Genomic DNA, 17,579 nt, shown 5'->3' with positions numbered 1-17,579 from the left:
GGGAAACCTATGACCCAAAACGCCAATTTGCCAGAGCCAAAAGGACAGGTGTCTGACGCCTATCGTGGCAATTGGGTCGATCATCTGGCCCCGGTCTGGAGCCGCCCTTATCTAAGGCTTAGCCGTGCCGACCGGCCTATCGGCACATGGTTGCTGCTGCTCCCCTGCTGGTGGGGCGTTCTACTTGCCGCAAGCAGCACAGGACAGTTCGGCTGGTTTGATGTGTGGATCATGCTGGGCTGTGCCATTGGGGCGTGGCTGATGCGGGGTGCCGGGTGCACCTGGAACGACATCACAGACCGTGACTTCGACGCAAAGGTCGAACGCACCCGCAGCAGGCCGATCCCTTCGGGGCAGGTCACAGCGCGGCAGGCCGCTATCTGGATGATCCTTCAAGCACTTATCGCCTTCGGGATATTGCTGACATTCAACAGCGCGACGGTCTTGTTGGGTATTGTGTCGTTGGCGCCGGTTGCCATCTATCCATTTGCGAAACGTTTCACATGGTGGCCGCAGGTCTTTCTGGGCATCGCCTTCAACTGGGGCGCTTTGCTGGCCTGGACCGCGCATACAGGCTGCTTGGGCTGGCCTGCGGTGGTGCTATATGCCGCAGGTATCGCATGGACGCTTTTCTATGACACGATTTATGCTCATCAGGACACCGAGGATGATGCATTGATCGGCGTCAAATCCACCGCCCGCCTGTTTGGTGAAAATAGCCGCAAATGGCTTCTATTTTTCCAGATCCTGACCGTGGCATTGATGGCGATTGCTGTTGCTTTGGCGCTGATTCCCAATGAAAACGTCCTTTCGCTGGTGATTGCGCTTGGTGGCGTCTGGTTCATGGGCTGGCACATGATGTGGCAGCTCCGGCAACTGAAAACCGACGACCCAGAAACATGCTTGCGCCTGTTCCGATCCAATCGAAACACTGGGCTTATTGCTGTGCTATTTTTCGCCGTTACGATATTGCTGTGATTGCGCCAGACATCCACACACCTTAAGAAGCGTAGGATTCACAAGATAACGGACGCCATTCAGTATGCGCCTTTCGCAAGTTCTCCTAGTTCCGGCCTCGTTCTTCATAGCGGCTTTGGTGTCTTTGTTGGCTGCGAATATGGCCGTTTCAACGATCGAGACGACATCATTGGAATCAGTAAAAGCCGAATTGTTCCTGCAGGGCCATGAATGGACCGGTGTCGAGGCTGATGGTTTGCAAGTGGTCCTGTCGGGCGTCGCCCCCAGCGAAGCGGCGCGGTTTCGGGCCTTGGCAGCCGCAGCCAAGGTGGTCGATTCAACACGTGTCATCGACAATGTGACCATTCCTGCCGCCGAAGCGATCAAACCACCGCGATTCTCTATCGAAATCTTGCGGAATGATGTTGGTATTTCGATGATTGGGCTAATCCCCGCGGCGTCAGACCGAGCAACTTTGAATGATGATGTAAGCGCGATCGCGCGCGATTCTCATGTCACTGACTTGCTTGAAGTTGCCGACTATCCGGTGCCTGCCAATTGGGACGAGGTGCTGGCATTTGCTGTCCACGCGCTTGAGACCCTGCCGAGGTCGAAAATCTCGATGGATGCCAGCAAGGTGTTGATCACGGCGCTCGCAGACAGTGAAGAGCAGAAAGCAAAATGGGCGCGCGATCTGAAACGCGCAGCCCCGCGGTCAGCCTTGCTGTCGATCGACATTTCTGCGCCGCGCCCGGTTATTACCCCCTTCACCCTTCGGTTCCTAATCGATGACGAGGGCGCCCGGTTTGATGCTTGCTCTGCGCATACCACGGTCGGTCGCGCAAAAATCGTGTCCGCCGCCACCGAGGCTGGCATGACCAGCACGGCCAATTGCACCATCGGATTAGGTGTGCCGTCCCCAGACTGGCCGATTGCTGTTGAAACAGGCATTAGAGCCCTTAAAGAGCTTGGCGGGGGTTCTATCACGTTCTCGGACGCTGACGTCACGCTGGTTGCGGCCGACACCACACCACAAGGCACCTTTGACCGCGTCGTGGGGGAGTTAGAGAACGACCTGCCGGACCTTTATTCACTGCATTCCGTCTTGCCAGCGCCTGTCAAGATTGACGGCAGTGGCGAAGGTGGTGGACCACCCGAATTCGTTGCCACGCGCAGTCCCGAGGGCCTGTTGCAATTGCGCGGTCGACTGACAGACGAGACGTTGCGCAGCGCCACCGAAAGCTTCGCACGCGCCAAATTCGGTTCGGGCAATGTTTATCCCGCCACCCGGCTGGATCAGGAATTGCCAACCGACTGGCCCACCCGTGTGCTCGCAGCACTTGAAGCGCTGTCATTCCTCAGCAGTGGCTCGGTTGTGGTTCAGCCCGAAGTGGTGGATATCCGCGGTGTCACGGGTGACGCCGACGCCAGTGCGACGGTATCCCGTATTTTGAGTGAGAAGTTGGGCGCGTCGGAGAACTTCCAGGTTAATGTGGTTTATAAAGAAGAGCTTGACCCGCGCCACTCGCTTCCCAGCCCTGAACAATGCGCCGCCAACATCAATGCCACAATGGCCGCATCCAAGATCACCTTTGCGCCCGGCTCTGCGAATATCGAGGCCACCGCAGCTGATACAATCGACAAGATCGCCGAGATCATGAAAGACTGTGCCGACGTGCGGATGGAAATCTCGGGCTACACCGACAGTCAGGGTCGCGAAGAAATGAACCTCGCGCTGTCGCAAAGCCGGGCCCAAGCCGTGCTGAATGCGCTTCTGACCCGTCGTATCCTGACCACCAACCTGACCGCGCAGGGCTATGGCGAAGCTGACCCGATTGCCGACAATGGAACCGAGGACGGGCGCGAAGCAAACCGCCGAATCGAATTCCGCTTGCTTGAAGCAACGACCATTGAGCCAGAAAATGATGACGCCGCCGCGACTTCTGCCGAGAATGCCGAGCCAACATCAGAAGACAGCGCCGAGACAGGAGCTGCTGATTCCGAGGTAGGAACAGACGCACCTGCAGCAGGTGAAAGTGACGAGGCGACTGACACCGACGCCCCGCCTTACAGCGGCGTAGATGTATTTGCCCCAAAATCCGATGACGCCCGCCCCGAACCGCGCCCTGAACGCTAAGCCATCAATCAAGGACTTCCGCCGATGAACAGAACCGAGTTTATCATCGTTACAGCCATCATCCTGTTTGTGGCGTTTGCATTAGGTTGGTTTGCCCATTGGCTGATCCACCGGTTCGTGCAAGTCGCTGGCTCCGAGATGGGTGAGTTGGACAAGATGGCTCAAGCTCTTCACGACGCTGAAGAAACACGCGATCAGGCAACGGACTATCTGCATCAACGTGAAGCAGAACTGTCAAACCAGTTGCAGCAGACCGAAGCTGAGCTGAGTGCCGCCATGGATGGTCTGCGCGACGCGCGTCAGGAAGCTGGCGAATTGCGCGCCTATATCGAACGGATGACACAGGGCAGCTAGGCTGGCCCGCGCTGTCATAGATCTTTGACCAGCCTCAATGCGTCATAGATCGCCGCGTGTGTGTTGCGGGCGGTTACTGCATCACCGATCCGAAACAGTTGGAACGTGCCATCCGGGTTCGCCTGAATCGCCTGTGGTTGACCGTTTATCAACGCATCCTGATCCACTTCGCCACGGTTCACTGACATCTCTTTCAAGTCAAAATAAAGGTCAGCCATGGGCATTGTCCCGTAGTTGACCACCACCTGATCATAAGTCGCTTCGCGTGTATGGTCGGAATAGTCTGTCCCCAGTGTCGCACGCAAACGGTTGCCGTCGCGTGCGATGCCAAGCAAACGCTCGGTCACGGTGAACCTTACCCCCTTGGGCTGAAGTGACCGCATATAAGGCACAAGATTCATCGCCATGATATCAGGAGCGAAGACGCGGTCGGGGGTCATCACCTCGACATTGGCCCCGGCTTCGGCTGCGATTTCAGCCGCTTGCAATGCGGGATGATCCCCACTTTCGTCATAGATCAGCACGTCGCCCGCGCATTTCACGTCGCCCGCAATCACATCCCATGCGCTGATCGCCAGATCCTGATCGCCCTTGGTTTCGAAAAGCTCCTGATTGGGCAGCCCACCTGAGGCAATGATAACCACGTCAGGATTCAGTGCAGTCACATCATCAGCCTCGGCCCATGTGTTGAAATGGAACGTCACATCGCGCGCTGCACATTGCGCCATACGCCAGTCGATGATGCCGATCATCTCGCGCCGGCGCGGCGTTTGCGCGGTCAGCCGCACCTGCCCACCGGGGTTTGGTTGTGCTTCAAAGACGGTCACATCATGGCCGCGCTCAGCTGCCACGCGAGCAGCTTCCAGCCCGGCGGGGCCGGCCCCTACGATCACCACTTTGCGTACATCCTTGGCAGGTTCCACCACATGCGGCATCGTCAGTTCGCGCCCGGTAGCGGCATTGTGGATGCACAACGCATCGCCCGCCTGATAGATACGATCCAGGCAGTAGGTCGCGCCAACACAGGGGCGAATGTCATCCTCGCGCCCTTCGACAATCTTTCGAACAATGTGCGGGTCCGCCATATGGGCGCGGGTCATGCCCACCATATCCAGTTGTCCCGACGCAATGGCGTGGCGCGCGGTTGCAACATCGGGGATACGCGCGGCATGGAATGTGGGCATACCGACTTCTGCACGCACCCGCCCGGCAAAATCCAGATGTGGCGAAGATGGCGCGCCTTGGATGGGGATCATGTCCGTCATCGCGGGGTCCGTATGAATACGTCCACGGTTGATGTTCAGATAATCCACCTGCCCGCTGTCGCGCAGCATCTTGGCGATCTCCATACCCATATCCGGGTCAATACCGCCGTCCTCAACCTCGTCCGGGGCAAAGCGTACGCCGACGATAAATTCCTTGCCGACGCGCCGACGCACGGCATCAATAATGTCGAGCGTCAGCCGCATCCGACCCGCCAATTCGCCGCCATATGGGCCATCAAGACGGTTGGTGAGAGGCGAGATGAATTGGTCCAGCAAATGCCCGTGGGTCATAACCTCGACCCCATCCATGCCACCCTCTTTCATCCGCTCGGCCGCGTCGGCGAAATCGGAAATGATCCGGGCAATATCCCAATCCTCGGCCAATTTTGGAAAGGCACGGTGGGCAGGTTCACGGTGTGGCGTGGAACAGACTGGCGGCAACCAGTCACCCTTGTTCCAACCTGTGCGGCGCCCAAGATGCGTCAACTGGATCATACAGGCCGCACCATGCTCGTGTACGGCATCCGTCAGATTCCTGATCCATGGCACAACTTCGTCTTTATAAGCCAGAATGTTGTTGAAGACGGGCGGGCTGTCTTTTGATACGGCGGCCGACCCTGCCGTCATGGCCATCGCGATCCCGGCTTTCGCGCGCTCGGCGTGATAGGCGGCATAGCGCTCTTTCGGCATGCCGTCCTCGGGATAGGCGGGTTCGTGACTGGTGGTCATGATCCGGTTGCGAAGCGTCAGGTGACCCAGTTGATAGGGCTGCAGAAGGGGATCATTCGACATGTGCGTCTTCCTTAGTACCAAGCGTCGCCCATGGACGCCTTCTTCCGCGCAATGAAATCTTTCAGAGCGCTATCAATGCCAGCGTCGATTGGTGGCGCTTGATACGCCGCCAGTTGTGCTTTCCAGCGCAGGTTGGCACGGGTGGCCATGTCAACTTCGCCCTGCTCATCCCATGTTTCCCACGGCTGGTTATCATCAAGCGCGCTGTCGTAATACGCTGTTTTGTAGTGCCGCATCGTGTGTGCGGTCGAGAACAGATGCTCGCCCGGCCCCTTCTCTGCAAGCGCATCAAAACCCAACGTATCCTCGTTCACCGTCACGCCATCCAGATAGGCATGCAGCGCCCCGCAAAGGTCGAGATCAAGCATAAATTTCTCGTATGACATCGACAACAGCCCATCCAGAAACCCTGCCGAGTGCAGAAGATAGTTCGCTCCGCAATGGATTGCCGACATCATCGACATCATGCTTTGCTGCATCGCCTGCGCATCCGGCAGTTTAGAGGTCGAGAAATTTCCAGCACAGCGCAAGGGCAAGTTTAGCCGCCGTGCCAATTGCCCGAAAACCAGACTTCCTACCGCCGGTTCGGCCGTGCCAAATGTAGGCGAGCCCGAGCGCAGCGACATCGAGCTGAGGAAACTGGCCAGTACCACTGGCGCGCCGGGACGTTCCAACTGAGCGATTGCGCAAGACACCATGCTTTCGGCAAGGCATTGCGCCGCCGAACCGGCCATGGTCAGCGGCGACACCGCACCGCCCAGAAGGAACGGCAGGTGAATCGACCCCTGCCCTGCCTTCGCATATTCGCGGATGCCTTGCGAGGTGACACCGTCGATCACAAGCGGGCTGGTGGTGTTGAAGTTGCCCATGATCACGCAGTTCTGGTCGACGAACTCTGCGCCAAACAACACACGGCACATTTCGACACTGTCGGCAGCACGTTCCGGCGCGGTGATCGATCCCAAGAACGGCCGATCAGAATACCGCATATGGGCGTAGACCATATCCAGATGCCGCTTGTTGACTGGAACGTCGGTGGGTTCGCAAACTGTGCCGCCGGAATGGTGCAGCCACGGGCTCATTTGACCCAGCTTGACGAAATTCTGGAAATCCTCGAGCGTGCCATAACGCCGGCCCTTGTCCAGATCCATCACGAACGGGCTGCCATAAGACGGCGCGAACACCACATTGTCGCCGCCGATCTCGACATTATTGGCGGGATTGCGGGCGTGCTGGGTGAATTGGGGCGGGGCGGTTTTCAGTATTTCACGGATCATGCCCGGCGCGAATTTCACGTTCCAGCGGGTTGGGTCCAGCTCTGTGACCTCTGCCCCGGCTTTGCGAAACAGTTCAACGGTGCCCGGATCATCGCGAAACTCGATACCAATCTCGGCCATGATGCGGTCTGCCGTATCCTCGATCCGCTCCAGAGCTTCATCACCCAGAATGTCATAGGTGGGAATGCCGCGCTTGATAAAGGGGCGTTCTAGATGCGGGTTCTGACCCGGCGCGCCATCACGCTCTTGGCGTTTGCTGCGGCCACGACGTTGTCTCACCACTGTATCGCTCATCGCTTCCTCCCAGTTACGAGTCACTCCTGACATAGATGTCAGCACAATTGACACTTGTGTCAAGTTTATTAAAATAGGCGCATGAACAGTTTGCCCCCTTCCCGCCCGCGTGCGTCTGATCAAATGTGGCTGGATGCCGCTTTGGAAATGCTAATCGAAGCAGGCGTGGATGCTGTAAAAGTCATGCCTTTGGCCAAACGTCTTGGTTTAACCCGGACGGGCTTCTATCACCATTTCCGCGACCGCGATGCGTTGCTGGATGCGATGGTCCGCTGTTGGGAAGAAAAGAACACAGGCAATCTTGTGGCGCGGTGCGAGGCGTATGCCGAAACGATCTGCGAAGCGATGTTCAACCTTCAGGACTGTTGGATCGACCCAACGCTGTTCGACGCCGAATTGGACAATGCCATACGTCATTGGGCCCGCAGTGAGCCGTTGTTGAAGACGCGGCTGGACGAAGCAGACGCGCGTCGAAAAGCTGCCGTCTCGGCGATGTTTCAACGGTTCGGGTATTCCGGCGAAGATGCCGAAATTCGTACGATGGCAATCCTATACACTCAGGCTGGCTATATCTCGATGGAGATCGAAGAAGATCCGGTCGGACGGATTGACCGCGTCCCCGCATATGTTGAGCTTTTTACCGGGCAGACGCCGTCGAAGGCCGAGATTGAGCGTTTTCGCTCTAGAAATGGATATTGAATCCAATCTGGGGTAGCGCGCCCTTCCCGTCCATGCTCAACTGATTCCATTGCGAACAGAACGATACGCGGGAGGGGCATCGCGCATGGCGCCAAACATCCTTTTCATCATGTATGACCAGTTGCGGTTCGATTACCTTAGCTGTGCGGGTCACCCCACGCTTGAAACGCCGAACTTCGACCGCGTCGCTGCGCGCGGCGTGCGGTTTGATCGCGCCTATTGCCAATCCCCCGTCTGTGGTGCCAGCCGGATGAGCACCTATACAGGGCGTTACGTGTCTTCGCATGGGGCAGCGCACAACAATTTTCCCCTGAAGGTGGGCGAGATCACGATGGGCGACCATCTGCGCAAGGCTGGGATGGACTGCTGGCTGATCGGCAAAACACATATGAAAGCAGACGCCGAGGGTATGGCCCGCTTGGGTCTGTCGCCTGACAGCGTGATCGGCGCACGGGTCGAGGAATGTGGCTTTGACGTCTGGATACGTGATGATGGGTTGTGGGCCGAAGGGCCGGATGGGTTTTATGATCAGAAACGCTCGCCCTATAACGAATACCTGAAAGCCAAAGGTTATCCGGCGAAGAACCCGTGGCATGACAACGCGAATGCGGGCGTGACAGGCGACGGCAACATTGCCTCGGGCTTTCTGATGATGCACGCCGACAAGCCCGCCAATATTCGCGAGGAAGACAGCGAAACGCCGTGGCTGACCAACCGCACGATTGACTTCATCGAAGCGCAGCAGAGCAAGGGGCCATGGTGCGCACATGTCAGTTTCATCAAGCCCCACTGGCCTTATATCGTTCCCGCGCCCTATCACGACATGTATGGGCACAACCACATTAAGCCCGTGGTCCGGTCCGAAGATGAACGCCGCGACCCGCACCCGGTTTTTGGCGCTTATATGGAGGGCGGCGTTGGCACCGCGTTTTCGCGCGACGAAGTCCGTGAAACTGTGATCCCGGCCTATATGGGTCTGATCAAGCAGTGTGACGACCAGTTGGGGCGTTTGCTGGATTATCTGGACGACACTGGACAGTCGGACGACACGGTGATCGTGTTGACCTCGGATCACGGTGATTACATGGGCGACCACTGGATGGGCGAGAAGGACATGTTCCATGACCCGTCGGTGCGGGTGCCGTTGATCATTTCGGACCCACGCGCGCAGGCGGACGCGACCCGCGGCACCGTCTGCGACAAGCTGGTTGAACAGATTGACCTTGCCGCAACCTTTGTCGAGATGGCAGGCGCAGAGGTGCCACACCATATCCTTGAGGGCCGTTCCCTAGTGCCGCTGCTGGAAGGGCGCGAAAGCGACTGGCGGGACTTTGCGATCAGCGAATATGACTTCTCGACCTCGGGCGCGGCCAGCAAACTGGGGCTGGCCCCGAAAGATTGCCGCCTGTTCATGGTCTGCACCGACCAATGGAAAATGATGCACGCTGAAGGCGGGTTTCGACCGATGCTGTTCGACCTAACGAACGATCCCGACGAGCTGATCGATCTGGGGTCTTCGACGGATCATGCCAACGTCATCGAAAAACTTTACGACCATCTGTTCACGTGGTCGCGGCGGCAATCGCAACGCACCACCGTTTCGGACGCCCAGATCGAAGCACGGCGCAAAGGCGGCGCGGGCCGTGTCGGCATCCTGTTGGGTCTGTATGGGGACGAGGATATTCCAGAGGAATACCTCTCACGATACAGCGGCCCAGCGCGACCTGTAGACAACGCCTGACATGCGGCTGTTTTCTACCAAGAATCGCCCAGTGCATTTGGGACCCTATCCGCTTGAGCGACTGAAACGGTGCGACAGCCCCCCGGACCTATCCAGCGTACCGCCACAATGGCCTGTGCGGTTTGACCGCCCCGAAACACCCGAAAACATCGTCAACGCCATGGGCCCTTATCAGGCCGCGTTGGACGCTATCCGCGATGGCAATGTGAACACGGCACGTTCAACGATCCCCGATGATGCCACCGCGCGCAGCGTACACCTAAAGGCATTTGGCTATTTCTCGGACGCGTCGATGGTTGGGGTCGCAAACCTCACCAGCGATGATGTTCTGGATCAACCGATTACAAACCCGGATATCGAAGCGCTCGTCACTTCGCTGGACAGTCGCGAAGTGCGCACGCTGGCAGCAGGCATCGACACCTTGATGGCCGAACTGGGCGAAAGCCTTGGCGCACCCCCCCGGCCCGTCAGCGGTCACCGGCACGCGCTGGTTTTTCTATATGAGCATCACCGCGACCCCCGCCCGGACGAGCCCGGGGCCGACTGGATCATGGACGCTCAAGACCAACGCGCCTGTCTGCTGGGGGCCGAGACCGCGATTGTCATCGCAAACTACATCCGGCTTCTGGGGTTCGACGCCAAGGCGCATTCGGGTGCCGCCACGGATGTCGATCTGAACCGGTTGGCCGTGGCCGCCGGGTTGGCCACGGTGGAACACGGACAGCTCGTTGCCCCTTGGATCGGGTCCCGGTTCGGGCTGGCCGTGGTGACCACGGACATGGCGCTGGCGTCCGACAAGCCGCTTGCCCCGATGCCGCAACAACCATGGCACCAGATCAATGGACCCGTATGGTGGCTTGGCACCAAGACCGTAAAGTCTGCCCTAAACCGCGACCCTTATGCCAAACGTGACTATGCCATGGGCGCACATCCGTTCGAGCGTTTGAAGCGCGTCGAAACACCGACCACCTATATAGACGAACCCAATGTTGCCCGCGTTCCAAAACGCGCCGACATGTTCGCCCGCGCCCAATTCGGTGACATGGGAAAGCACCTGCAGGAGCACTCATCCGGCGGCATGTATGTGCGCAAAGCGGCCCCTAGTTACGCCCAGCGCCGCGCCCTCGGGGTGCTGACGCCGCTGCAAGACGGGCCAGTGAAGGATCAGGCCAACCTCCCCGATGACCCGAATGCCAACTCTGCCGCACTGAAGGCTGCCAGCTATTTTCTTGGCATTGACGCGGTGGGCACCAGCCGCTGCCCGGACTGGACATGGTACAGCCATGACGCCACCGGGGCCGAGATTGAGCCAACTCATGACCAGGCGGTGTCGATGATCGTCGATCAGGGGTTTGAAACGATGGAGGGCGCTTCGGGTGACGATTGGATCGCCGTCAGCCAATCCATGCGCGCCTATTTGCGGTTCTCGCTGATTGGCGGGGTGATCGCGCAGCAAATCCGCAACCTCGGCTATTCTGCCAAGGCGCATACCGTGATGGACGGCACCGTTCTGCAACCGCCCCTTTTGTTGCTTGCGGGTTTGGGCGAGGTCAGCCGGATTGGCGAGGTCATCCTGAACCCCTATCTTGGCCCACGCTTGAAATCGGGCGTGGTGACCACCGACATGCCGATGGCGCATGACAAGCCAATCGACTTCGGCCTGCAACGGTTCTGCGAAAACTGCAACAAATGTGCCCGCGAATGCCCATCGGGTGCAATCACCGCCGGGCCAAAACTGATGTTCAACGGCTATGAGATTTGGAAGTCCGACAGTCAGAAATGCACCACCTATCGCGTCACCCAACCGGGCGGCGCGATGTGCGGGCGGTGTATGAAAACCTGCCCATGGAACCTTGAGGGGCTTTTTGCCCAAGCGCCCTTCCGCTGGGCGGCTTCAAATCTGCCAGGTGCCGCGCCATTTCTGGCAAAGCTGGACGATGTGGTGGGCAATGGCGGGCTGAACGATACCAAGAAATGGTGGTGGGATCTGAAGCTTGGCCCCGATGGCGGCTATCATCCGACAGATGATCCGGTGAATCGGCGAAACCTCAGCCGTGATCTGGACCTGCGCTTTGAAGATCAGACCTTGGCAGTTTACCCGGCACCGCTTGCCCCGCCCCCCTATCCCTATCCTTTCCCAATGGACCGCGAGGCGGGCATCGCAGCCTATCAGGCCATGATCACAGCAAGTGAATATCGCGCGCGGCTGGCACAGGGCGATCGCACGATGATCCACCGCTACTCCGTTCCAGATGATACGCCAGTGGTGCAGCTGGTGGTTAACCGCGTCGAACCGATGGCCGAAGGCGTCACTAAATATGAGTTTGCATCCCTTGATGGTGCACCGCTGCCCGCATGGACAGCCGGAGCGCATCTGGATGTGTTGGTGTCGCCCGATTTCCTGCGGCAGTATTCATTGTCTGGTGATCCGGCGGACCAGATGTCCTATCAGATCGGCGTCTTGCGCGAGCCTGATGGGCGCGGTGGGTCTGCCCTGTTGCACCGGATCTTTTCTGAGGGGCGCAAGGTCTTTGTTGCCAAACCGATCAACCATTTTGAATTGGACGAAAGTGCCTCCAAAACCTTCCTGATGGGCGGCGGGATCGGCATCACGCCGATGATCGCCTTCGCCCACCGTCTGCACACCATCGGTGCAGATTTTGCGCTTCATTACTCCGCCAGCCGTCGCGCCGATGCGGGGTTTTTGAACGATCTTGCCGTGATGCCGTGGGCGGACCGCGTGCATCTTCACTTCTCGGATGAAGGGACGCGGGCTGATTTCGATGCGATCCTGTCGGGCGCACCTGAAGGTGCTCATGTCTATTGCTGTGGCGCAGACCGATATATGACAGCCGCGATGGAAGCTGCCGAACGGCAAGGCATTCCCGATGCGGCGCGGCATCTGGAGTATTTCAACCCGCCAGAGCAGCCCGAGTATGAAAACCACCCGTTCACGATCAAACTGAAAGACGGCCGTCGTGTTGCAGTGTCAGAAGATCAAACCGCGGCTGACGCACTGAACGCCGCGGGTGTTCATGTGGATGTGAAATGTTCGGACGGCATTTGCGGCGTGTGCAAATGTGGCGTGACCTCCGGTGCGGTTGAACATCGCGACTTCGTTTTGTCCAATGCCCAGCGCGCAGAAAACATGATACTGTGCCAAAGCCGTGCCGCAGACCCCAATGGCGAAATCGAGGTCGACCTGTAGCCTTGGTCAAGCGACGTGCGCGACTTCCTTTGGCAAGGTCAGCAAGAACGAGGTGCCTTCAGGCCCGGATCTTTCCAACACCAGCCCCCCACCGTGTCCGCGCACCAGCTCGGCCGCGATTGCCAGCCCAAGCCCCGACCCACCCTTGCGGTTGGTACCGGCGAAGGGTTGAAACAAGTGCTCTTGCGACATTTTCGGAAGACCTGGCCCGGTATCGACAACGCGAATTTGCCAGTCTTTTTCTGTCTCGACGGCCTGAACGGCCACCTCGCCCGGTTTTCCGGTCGCGACAATGGCTTGTCGCGCATTACGCACTAGGTTCAGAAGCACGCGATACAGTTGTTCGGGATCAGCACGAAGGGTCAGCCCCGCCGGTATATCCTCGCCGAACGAGATGTCATGGTCGCCAGCGGCAAGCCGTTCGCTTTCAAATATGTCACCTGCCAGATCAGCCAGTACGATCCAACCCAGGGCTGGTGCAGGCTCTTCTGCCTTGCCGAAGGTCAACGTATTCTCGCACAGGCTGACGGCGCGATGGATCGAATTGACCAGCTTTGGCCCAACGCGCTTGACCATCGGATCTTTGCTGTTCTCCATCCGATCAGCAAATAACTGTGCGGTGGTCAGGATGTTACGCAAATCATGGCTGATCCGCGCGACAGCCCCACCCAGTTGCGCCAGCCGTTCTTTCTGCTTCAAGGCGCTGGTCAGGTCAGTTTGCAGGCTTTTCAGCGCCAGTTCAGCATCGCGCAACTCGGTGACATTGGTGCTGGGTTGAATGATCCGACGCGCGTCTTCCGGGTTGATGGCATAGTCTTTCATGTTGTCGACCACCCGCCTGATCGGACGCACCATCAAGGACCGCACCGCCAAGAAAAGTAAGCTTGCGGTTATGACTGAGATGACCGCCGACAGATATAAGATGTTCAGCCCGTAATCGAGCATCGCGGCCCGCAATTTTCCGGTCATCATGGTGATCTCGATCACCAAGCCCCCTTTGCGCACCGGGTCCCCGATCACGCGGATCACTTCCGGCTTAGGCGTAAACAATTGCGAGATTGCATCGCGCATCAGGCTGAAAGCTGTGGAGTGGCGCAGATCGAAGGTTTTATCGACCGGTTGTGGCATCGGAGAGGACAACATCAACTCCCGCACTTCGTCCCGGCGCAACGCCACGTTATAGACCTCGGCGTTTTCCAGAAGTTCGGCTTCAAGCTCCGGCGCGATCATGTCGTCTGCAAGAAGCACAAGCGACGCGATCTGTGCCCGTTCCAGCCGGGTGCTCAGGTAATCCTCGCGAAACCGCGCGACAGACGGCACAAAGATCAACACTTCAGCCAACATGACGAACAGCGTCGTCAAGATCAGAAAACGGCCTGAAAGAGTGTTCAACACGTTGTGCGCTCCGCCCTTAAAACTTCACGGCAGGACCTTCTGTACCAGTCCGACAATCCGCTTAACCCAAGGGTTATCAAACAGTCGCGGCGAGAAATAGGCCCCTGCTGCGCGTTTGCTGACTTCCGCCATCGTCGGGTATGGCGCGACCATGGCGGCAATCTGCCCCATTTTCAGCCGGTTGGCGAGTGCGAGCGCCCAGAGGTTGATCATTTCACCTGCGTTGGGCCCAACAATCGAGACACCCACAGGGCGACCTTTCACGATCATCACCTTGATCAGACCATTGGTTTGTTGCGTGGCAATGGCCCGGTCGTTGCCAGCGAAATCAAAACGCGCAACTTCCATTTTGTTACCGTGCGCGTCTTTGGCCTGCGCCTCGGTCAAGCCGATCTGTGCCATCTCGGGCGAGGTGTACGTGGCCCACGGAATGTGATCCGTGCGTTGCTTTGACGGCAGCCCAAACAGCATCGAGCGAATGATCACGCCGGCGTGGTAGCCCGCCACATGAGTAAATTGCAGCCCACCCGCGACATCCCCAATGGCATAGACCTTCCGGTTCGTTGTGCGCAGGCTTTCATCCACCTTGATCCCTCCGCGGGTGGGCTCGATGCCCGCCGCGTCTAGGTTCAGCTTGTCGGTGTTGGGCTTGCGGCCCACGGCCATCAACAGATGAGTGCCTTTGAAGATGCGGCCATCCTTGGCTTCGACCTCGATCTCGCCAGCTTTGCCGCGAACCTCTGCGGCCATGGCATCTTCTTCGATGGCGATGCCCTCGTCGCGAAGTGCTTTCAGAACCTGCGCCGCCATTTCAGGATCATCCCGGCCCAGCGCTTTCATGCCTTCAATAACTGTAACCTCACAGCCAAGACGGCGATGCGCTTGCGCCATTTCCATACCGATGGGACCACCACCGACAATCAAAAGGTGTTCTGGCTGTTCTTTCATCTCGAAGATGGTTTCATTCGTCTCATAGGGCACGTTCTCGATGCCCGGAATCGGCGGCACGAATGGCGACGACCCGGTCGAAATCACGAAACGACGGGCTTCGATCACATGTTCGCCGGCCTGAACCTCGTTTTCTGAGATGAACTGGCCGTTTTCCGTGATGACGCGCACGCCCAGCCCCTCGAACCGTTCGACTGAATCGTGGGGTTCAATGGTTGCGATGGTGTTTCGCACATGGTCATGCGCCTCGGCCCAGCCCATGCCGGACTTGCCCGCATGCAGCAGTGCTTTGGACGGAACGCAGCCGTAGTTCAGGCAGTCCCCCCCCATTTTATGGCCTTCCAGAAGGACAACCGATGCCCCCATCTGAACAGCACCCGCCGCCACCGACAGCCCGCCCGAGCCTGCACCAATGATGCAGACATCCGTTTTGATCCGTTCAGCCATATCAGGCGTCCTTCTTGAAAAGCTTGATGAGCATCGGCAGGGCGGCCAGCGCGGCCAGACCCAGTATGGGCAAGAGAATATGCGGCTCGAATATGATGCCCAGATTAGGCGTTTCGCCACGGGCGAAGACCTCGCCCAGACCAGCCCCAACAGACGTATAGACCAATCCGCCGGGAATGATGCCAAGGAAGGTCGAGACGACAAATCGGTGCAGCGGCACGCCGACCAGCGCAGGGATCAGGTTGGCCACGAAAAATGGCACGGCAGGGACAAGGCGGATCAGGAACAGAACCGACCACTGGTTTTCGTCGATCCCGTCTTTGATGTTCTTAACAGCACCTTCGCTACCTTCCATCTTGGCGGCAAGGCGTTCACCCAGCCCCCAGCGCGCGGCAAGAAAGATGATCGTCGCCCCGATTGTGGCGGCTAAAACGTTGAAGAGCACGCCGGGGAAGGTCGCGAAGAGAAACCCTCCGGTCAGGGTGGCAATGGTGGCGCCGGGCAGCGAAAAGCCAACAATCACCACATAAGCCGCGATAAACACCCCGACGGTCAGCGCGTAATTGGTGTCACGAAACGCCAAAAGCGCCTCGCGGTTTTGCGCCAATGTCTCAAAACTCAGGTAATCGCGCAGGGTAAGCGCGCCAATAACGGCAACGCTCAAGATCGCGATCAGCGGCAGGCGCCGCAACAAGGCGTTCTGTGCGGGTTTCTGCATATCCGCATCCGGTTCAGTCATCATCATTGGTCTTTCCATGCCATGGGGCAATACAGCGGACGGGCCGCATTGGGTTTCTGGCAACATGAGCGCAATCGCCCGTCTTGCCCACCCACATCACGCGTGGTTGAACAGGGGTGAAAAAATCGCATAAGGATGTAACAAAAGGGACGAAAATATTTCATCAGCCATTTGACTTGCCCCTGAATGCCCCCTATAGACCGGGCTTCGAATAACACACGCGCCGAATCCACCGGGATTGGGACGCATATGACGGAGACGGGCGATGAAACGCACCTACCAACCTTCGAACCTGGTTCGCAAACGCCGCCACGGCTTCCGTGCGCGCATGGCTTCTGCCGCTGGCCGTAAGATTCTGAACGCGCGCCGTGCACGCGGTCGGAAGTCGCTGAGCGCATAAGCCGTCGGGTCGCAGCCATGTCTGCGCCCAAAGCTGACACATCGAAAACCGCCGGGACCGAAAGGTCTGCGGCGGTTTCCGTTTGCGCGAGCGAACGTAAGATCGCGACCCTAACCGAACGTCGGGATTTTCTGGCCGCTGCCCGCGCCAGACGCGCGCCCGCGCCTGCTTTCCTTTTGCAAGCCCGTCAGCGTGGGGCGGACGAGAAAGCACCAGCCGACCAAACCCGCGTCGGCTACACCTGCTCAAAAAAAGTCGGCAACGCCGTGGCGCGCAACAAAGCCAAGCGGCGCCTTCGCGCCATCGCGCGCGACGTTCTGCCTGCCATGGGTAAACCGGGCTGGGACTATGTGCTGATCGGTCGCGCGGAAAAAACCGCAAGCCATGACTATGTTGATCTGAAAGCGGATCTCGTCCGCGCCCTGAAACAGATTCATACCCCGCGCAAAAAGCCATGAACCCCGCCGCCTTCATCTTGTCCTTACCCATCCGCGCCTATCGCGCGGTTTTCAGCCCATGGGTTGGGTTCAACTGCCGATATCAGCCCACCTGCAGCGCCTATGCACTTGAAGCGTTGCAGAAACATGGCGCGTTCAAGGGCGGGTGGCTTGCAGCCAAGCGGATCGCGCGGTGCAACCCATGGGGGTCGTGCGGCTATGACCCGGTCCCCGGAACAGATCATGATTGCCGGGATCACGACTGATCGCACCGTGCCACCATGGCCACACAACGCGACTTCTTGCGCTTAGTTCTTGAGAATCGCGATCCGTGCTCTAAAACAGCGCCAACCGCAACGCTCACAACAAAAGGAGGCGTTACATGATGAATACCAGCGTTCTCCATCTCGCCTGCCGCGTTTCGGTACTATGGGGCTTTCCCGCCTCGTGATGACTGCATCACGCGCCTAAAGGCCCCATTGAGCCGCC

General features: G+C 58.4%; 14 protein-coding genes. 9 read left to right on the top strand and 5 right to left on the bottom strand.

Annotated elements, in window-relative coordinates; translation table 11 throughout:
- Positions 1-9 precede the first annotated feature (9 nt).
- The 3 genes from ubiA to K3556_RS02585 all read left to right on the top strand — a co-directional run bounded on the left by ubiA (position 10) and on the right by K3556_RS02585 (position 3,448).
- Positions 10-978: a 4-hydroxybenzoate octaprenyltransferase gene (gene ubiA, locus K3556_RS02595; RefSeq protein WP_260518172.1), complete on the top strand. Its 969-nt coding sequence runs from the start codon at positions 10-12 to the stop codon at positions 976-978.
- A gap of 64 nt (positions 979-1,042) precedes the next feature.
- Positions 1,043-3,094 (top strand): OmpA family protein, encoded by a 2,052-nt coding sequence (locus tag K3556_RS02590; RefSeq protein WP_260518171.1) that lies wholly within the window; start codon positions 1,043-1,045, stop codon positions 3,092-3,094.
- Positions 3,095-3,118: 24 nt separating this feature from the next.
- On the top strand, positions 3,119-3,448 hold the full coding sequence (locus K3556_RS02585; protein WP_260518170.1) for a hypothetical protein: 330 nt from the start codon (positions 3,119-3,121) through the stop codon (positions 3,446-3,448).
- A 14-nt stretch (positions 3,449-3,462) separates the two neighbouring features.
- On the opposite strand, the gene K3556_RS02580 is transcribed toward K3556_RS02585, so the two are convergent.
- Together K3556_RS02580 and K3556_RS02575 are read right to left on the bottom strand one after the other, a co-directional pair.
- On the bottom strand, positions 3,463-5,505 hold the full coding sequence (locus tag K3556_RS02580; RefSeq protein ID WP_260518169.1) for an NADH:flavin oxidoreductase: 2,043 nt from the start codon (positions 5,503-5,505) through the stop codon (positions 3,463-3,465).
- An 11-nt stretch (positions 5,506-5,516) separates the two neighbouring features.
- The gene (locus tag K3556_RS02575; RefSeq protein ID WP_260518168.1) at positions 5,517-7,076 is read right to left on the bottom strand and encodes a trimethylamine methyltransferase family protein; all 1,560 of its coding nucleotides are present in this window, start codon (positions 7,074-7,076) and stop codon (positions 5,517-5,519) included.
- A gap of 81 nt (positions 7,077-7,157) precedes the next feature.
- Between K3556_RS02575 and K3556_RS02570 the strand changes: the two genes are divergently transcribed.
- The 3 genes from K3556_RS02570 to K3556_RS02560 all read left to right on the top strand — a co-directional run bounded on the left by K3556_RS02570 (position 7,158) and on the right by K3556_RS02560 (position 12,724).
- Positions 7,158-7,775 carry a TetR/AcrR family transcriptional regulator gene (locus K3556_RS02570; RefSeq protein WP_260518167.1) on the top strand — a complete coding sequence of 206 codons (618 nt, stop codon included), beginning with the start codon at positions 7,158-7,160 and terminating at the stop codon, positions 7,773-7,775.
- An 85-nt stretch (positions 7,776-7,860) separates the two neighbouring features.
- On the top strand, positions 7,861-9,516 hold the full coding sequence (locus K3556_RS02565) for a sulfatase-like hydrolase/transferase (RefSeq protein ID WP_260518166.1): 1,656 nt from the start codon (positions 7,861-7,863) through the stop codon (positions 9,514-9,516).
- A 1-nt stretch (position 9,517) separates the two neighbouring features.
- Positions 9,518-12,724: a reductive dehalogenase gene (locus tag K3556_RS02560; protein ID WP_260518165.1), complete on the top strand. Its 3,207-nt coding sequence runs from the start codon at positions 9,518-9,520 to the stop codon at positions 12,722-12,724.
- A gap of 6 nt (positions 12,725-12,730) precedes the next feature.
- Here K3556_RS02560 and K3556_RS02555 read toward each other — a convergent pair whose 3' ends face one another.
- From K3556_RS02555 to K3556_RS02545, 3 genes are read right to left on the bottom strand one after another with little or no spacing between them, the layout of a single operon-like run.
- Positions 12,731-14,119 carry a sensor histidine kinase gene (locus K3556_RS02555; RefSeq protein WP_260518164.1) on the bottom strand — a complete coding sequence of 463 codons (1,389 nt, stop codon included), beginning with the start codon at positions 14,117-14,119 and terminating at the stop codon, positions 12,731-12,733.
- A 24-nt stretch (positions 14,120-14,143) separates the two neighbouring features.
- Positions 14,144-15,514 carry a dihydrolipoyl dehydrogenase family protein gene (locus K3556_RS02550; protein ID WP_260518163.1) on the bottom strand — a complete coding sequence of 457 codons (1,371 nt, stop codon included), beginning with the start codon at positions 15,512-15,514 and terminating at the stop codon, positions 14,144-14,146.
- Position 15,515: 1 nt separating this feature from the next.
- On the bottom strand, positions 15,516-16,256 hold the full coding sequence (locus tag K3556_RS02545) for a TVP38/TMEM64 family protein (protein WP_260519159.1): 741 nt from the start codon (positions 16,254-16,256) through the stop codon (positions 15,516-15,518).
- 262 nt (positions 16,257-16,518) lie between these two features.
- Here K3556_RS02545 and rpmH point away from each other — a divergent pair, with 262 nt between their 5' ends.
- From rpmH to yidD, 3 genes are read left to right on the top strand one after another with little or no spacing between them, the layout of a single operon-like run.
- On the top strand, positions 16,519-16,653 hold the full coding sequence (gene rpmH / locus K3556_RS02540) for a 50S ribosomal protein L34 (RefSeq protein ID WP_260518162.1): 135 nt from the start codon (positions 16,519-16,521) through the stop codon (positions 16,651-16,653).
- A gap of 17 nt (positions 16,654-16,670) precedes the next feature.
- A complete protein-coding gene (gene rnpA / locus K3556_RS02535; protein ID WP_260518161.1) occupies positions 16,671-17,111 on the top strand; it encodes a ribonuclease P protein component in 441 nt (146 codons plus the stop codon).
- On the top strand, positions 17,108-17,356 hold the full coding sequence (yidD, locus tag K3556_RS02530) for a membrane protein insertion efficiency factor YidD (RefSeq protein WP_260518160.1): 249 nt from the start codon (positions 17,108-17,110) through the stop codon (positions 17,354-17,356). Before rnpA ends, yidD begins: the two co-directional genes overlap by 4 nt.
- Positions 17,357-17,579: the final 223 nt, after the last annotated feature.

Source organism: Aliiroseovarius sp. M344, assembly GCF_025140835.1.
Lineage (GTDB): Bacteria > Pseudomonadota > Alphaproteobacteria > Rhodobacterales > Rhodobacteraceae > Aliiroseovarius.
The sequence above is the reverse complement of the archived record's forward strand: the minus strand, read 5'-3'. Positions and strand labels throughout refer to the sequence as shown.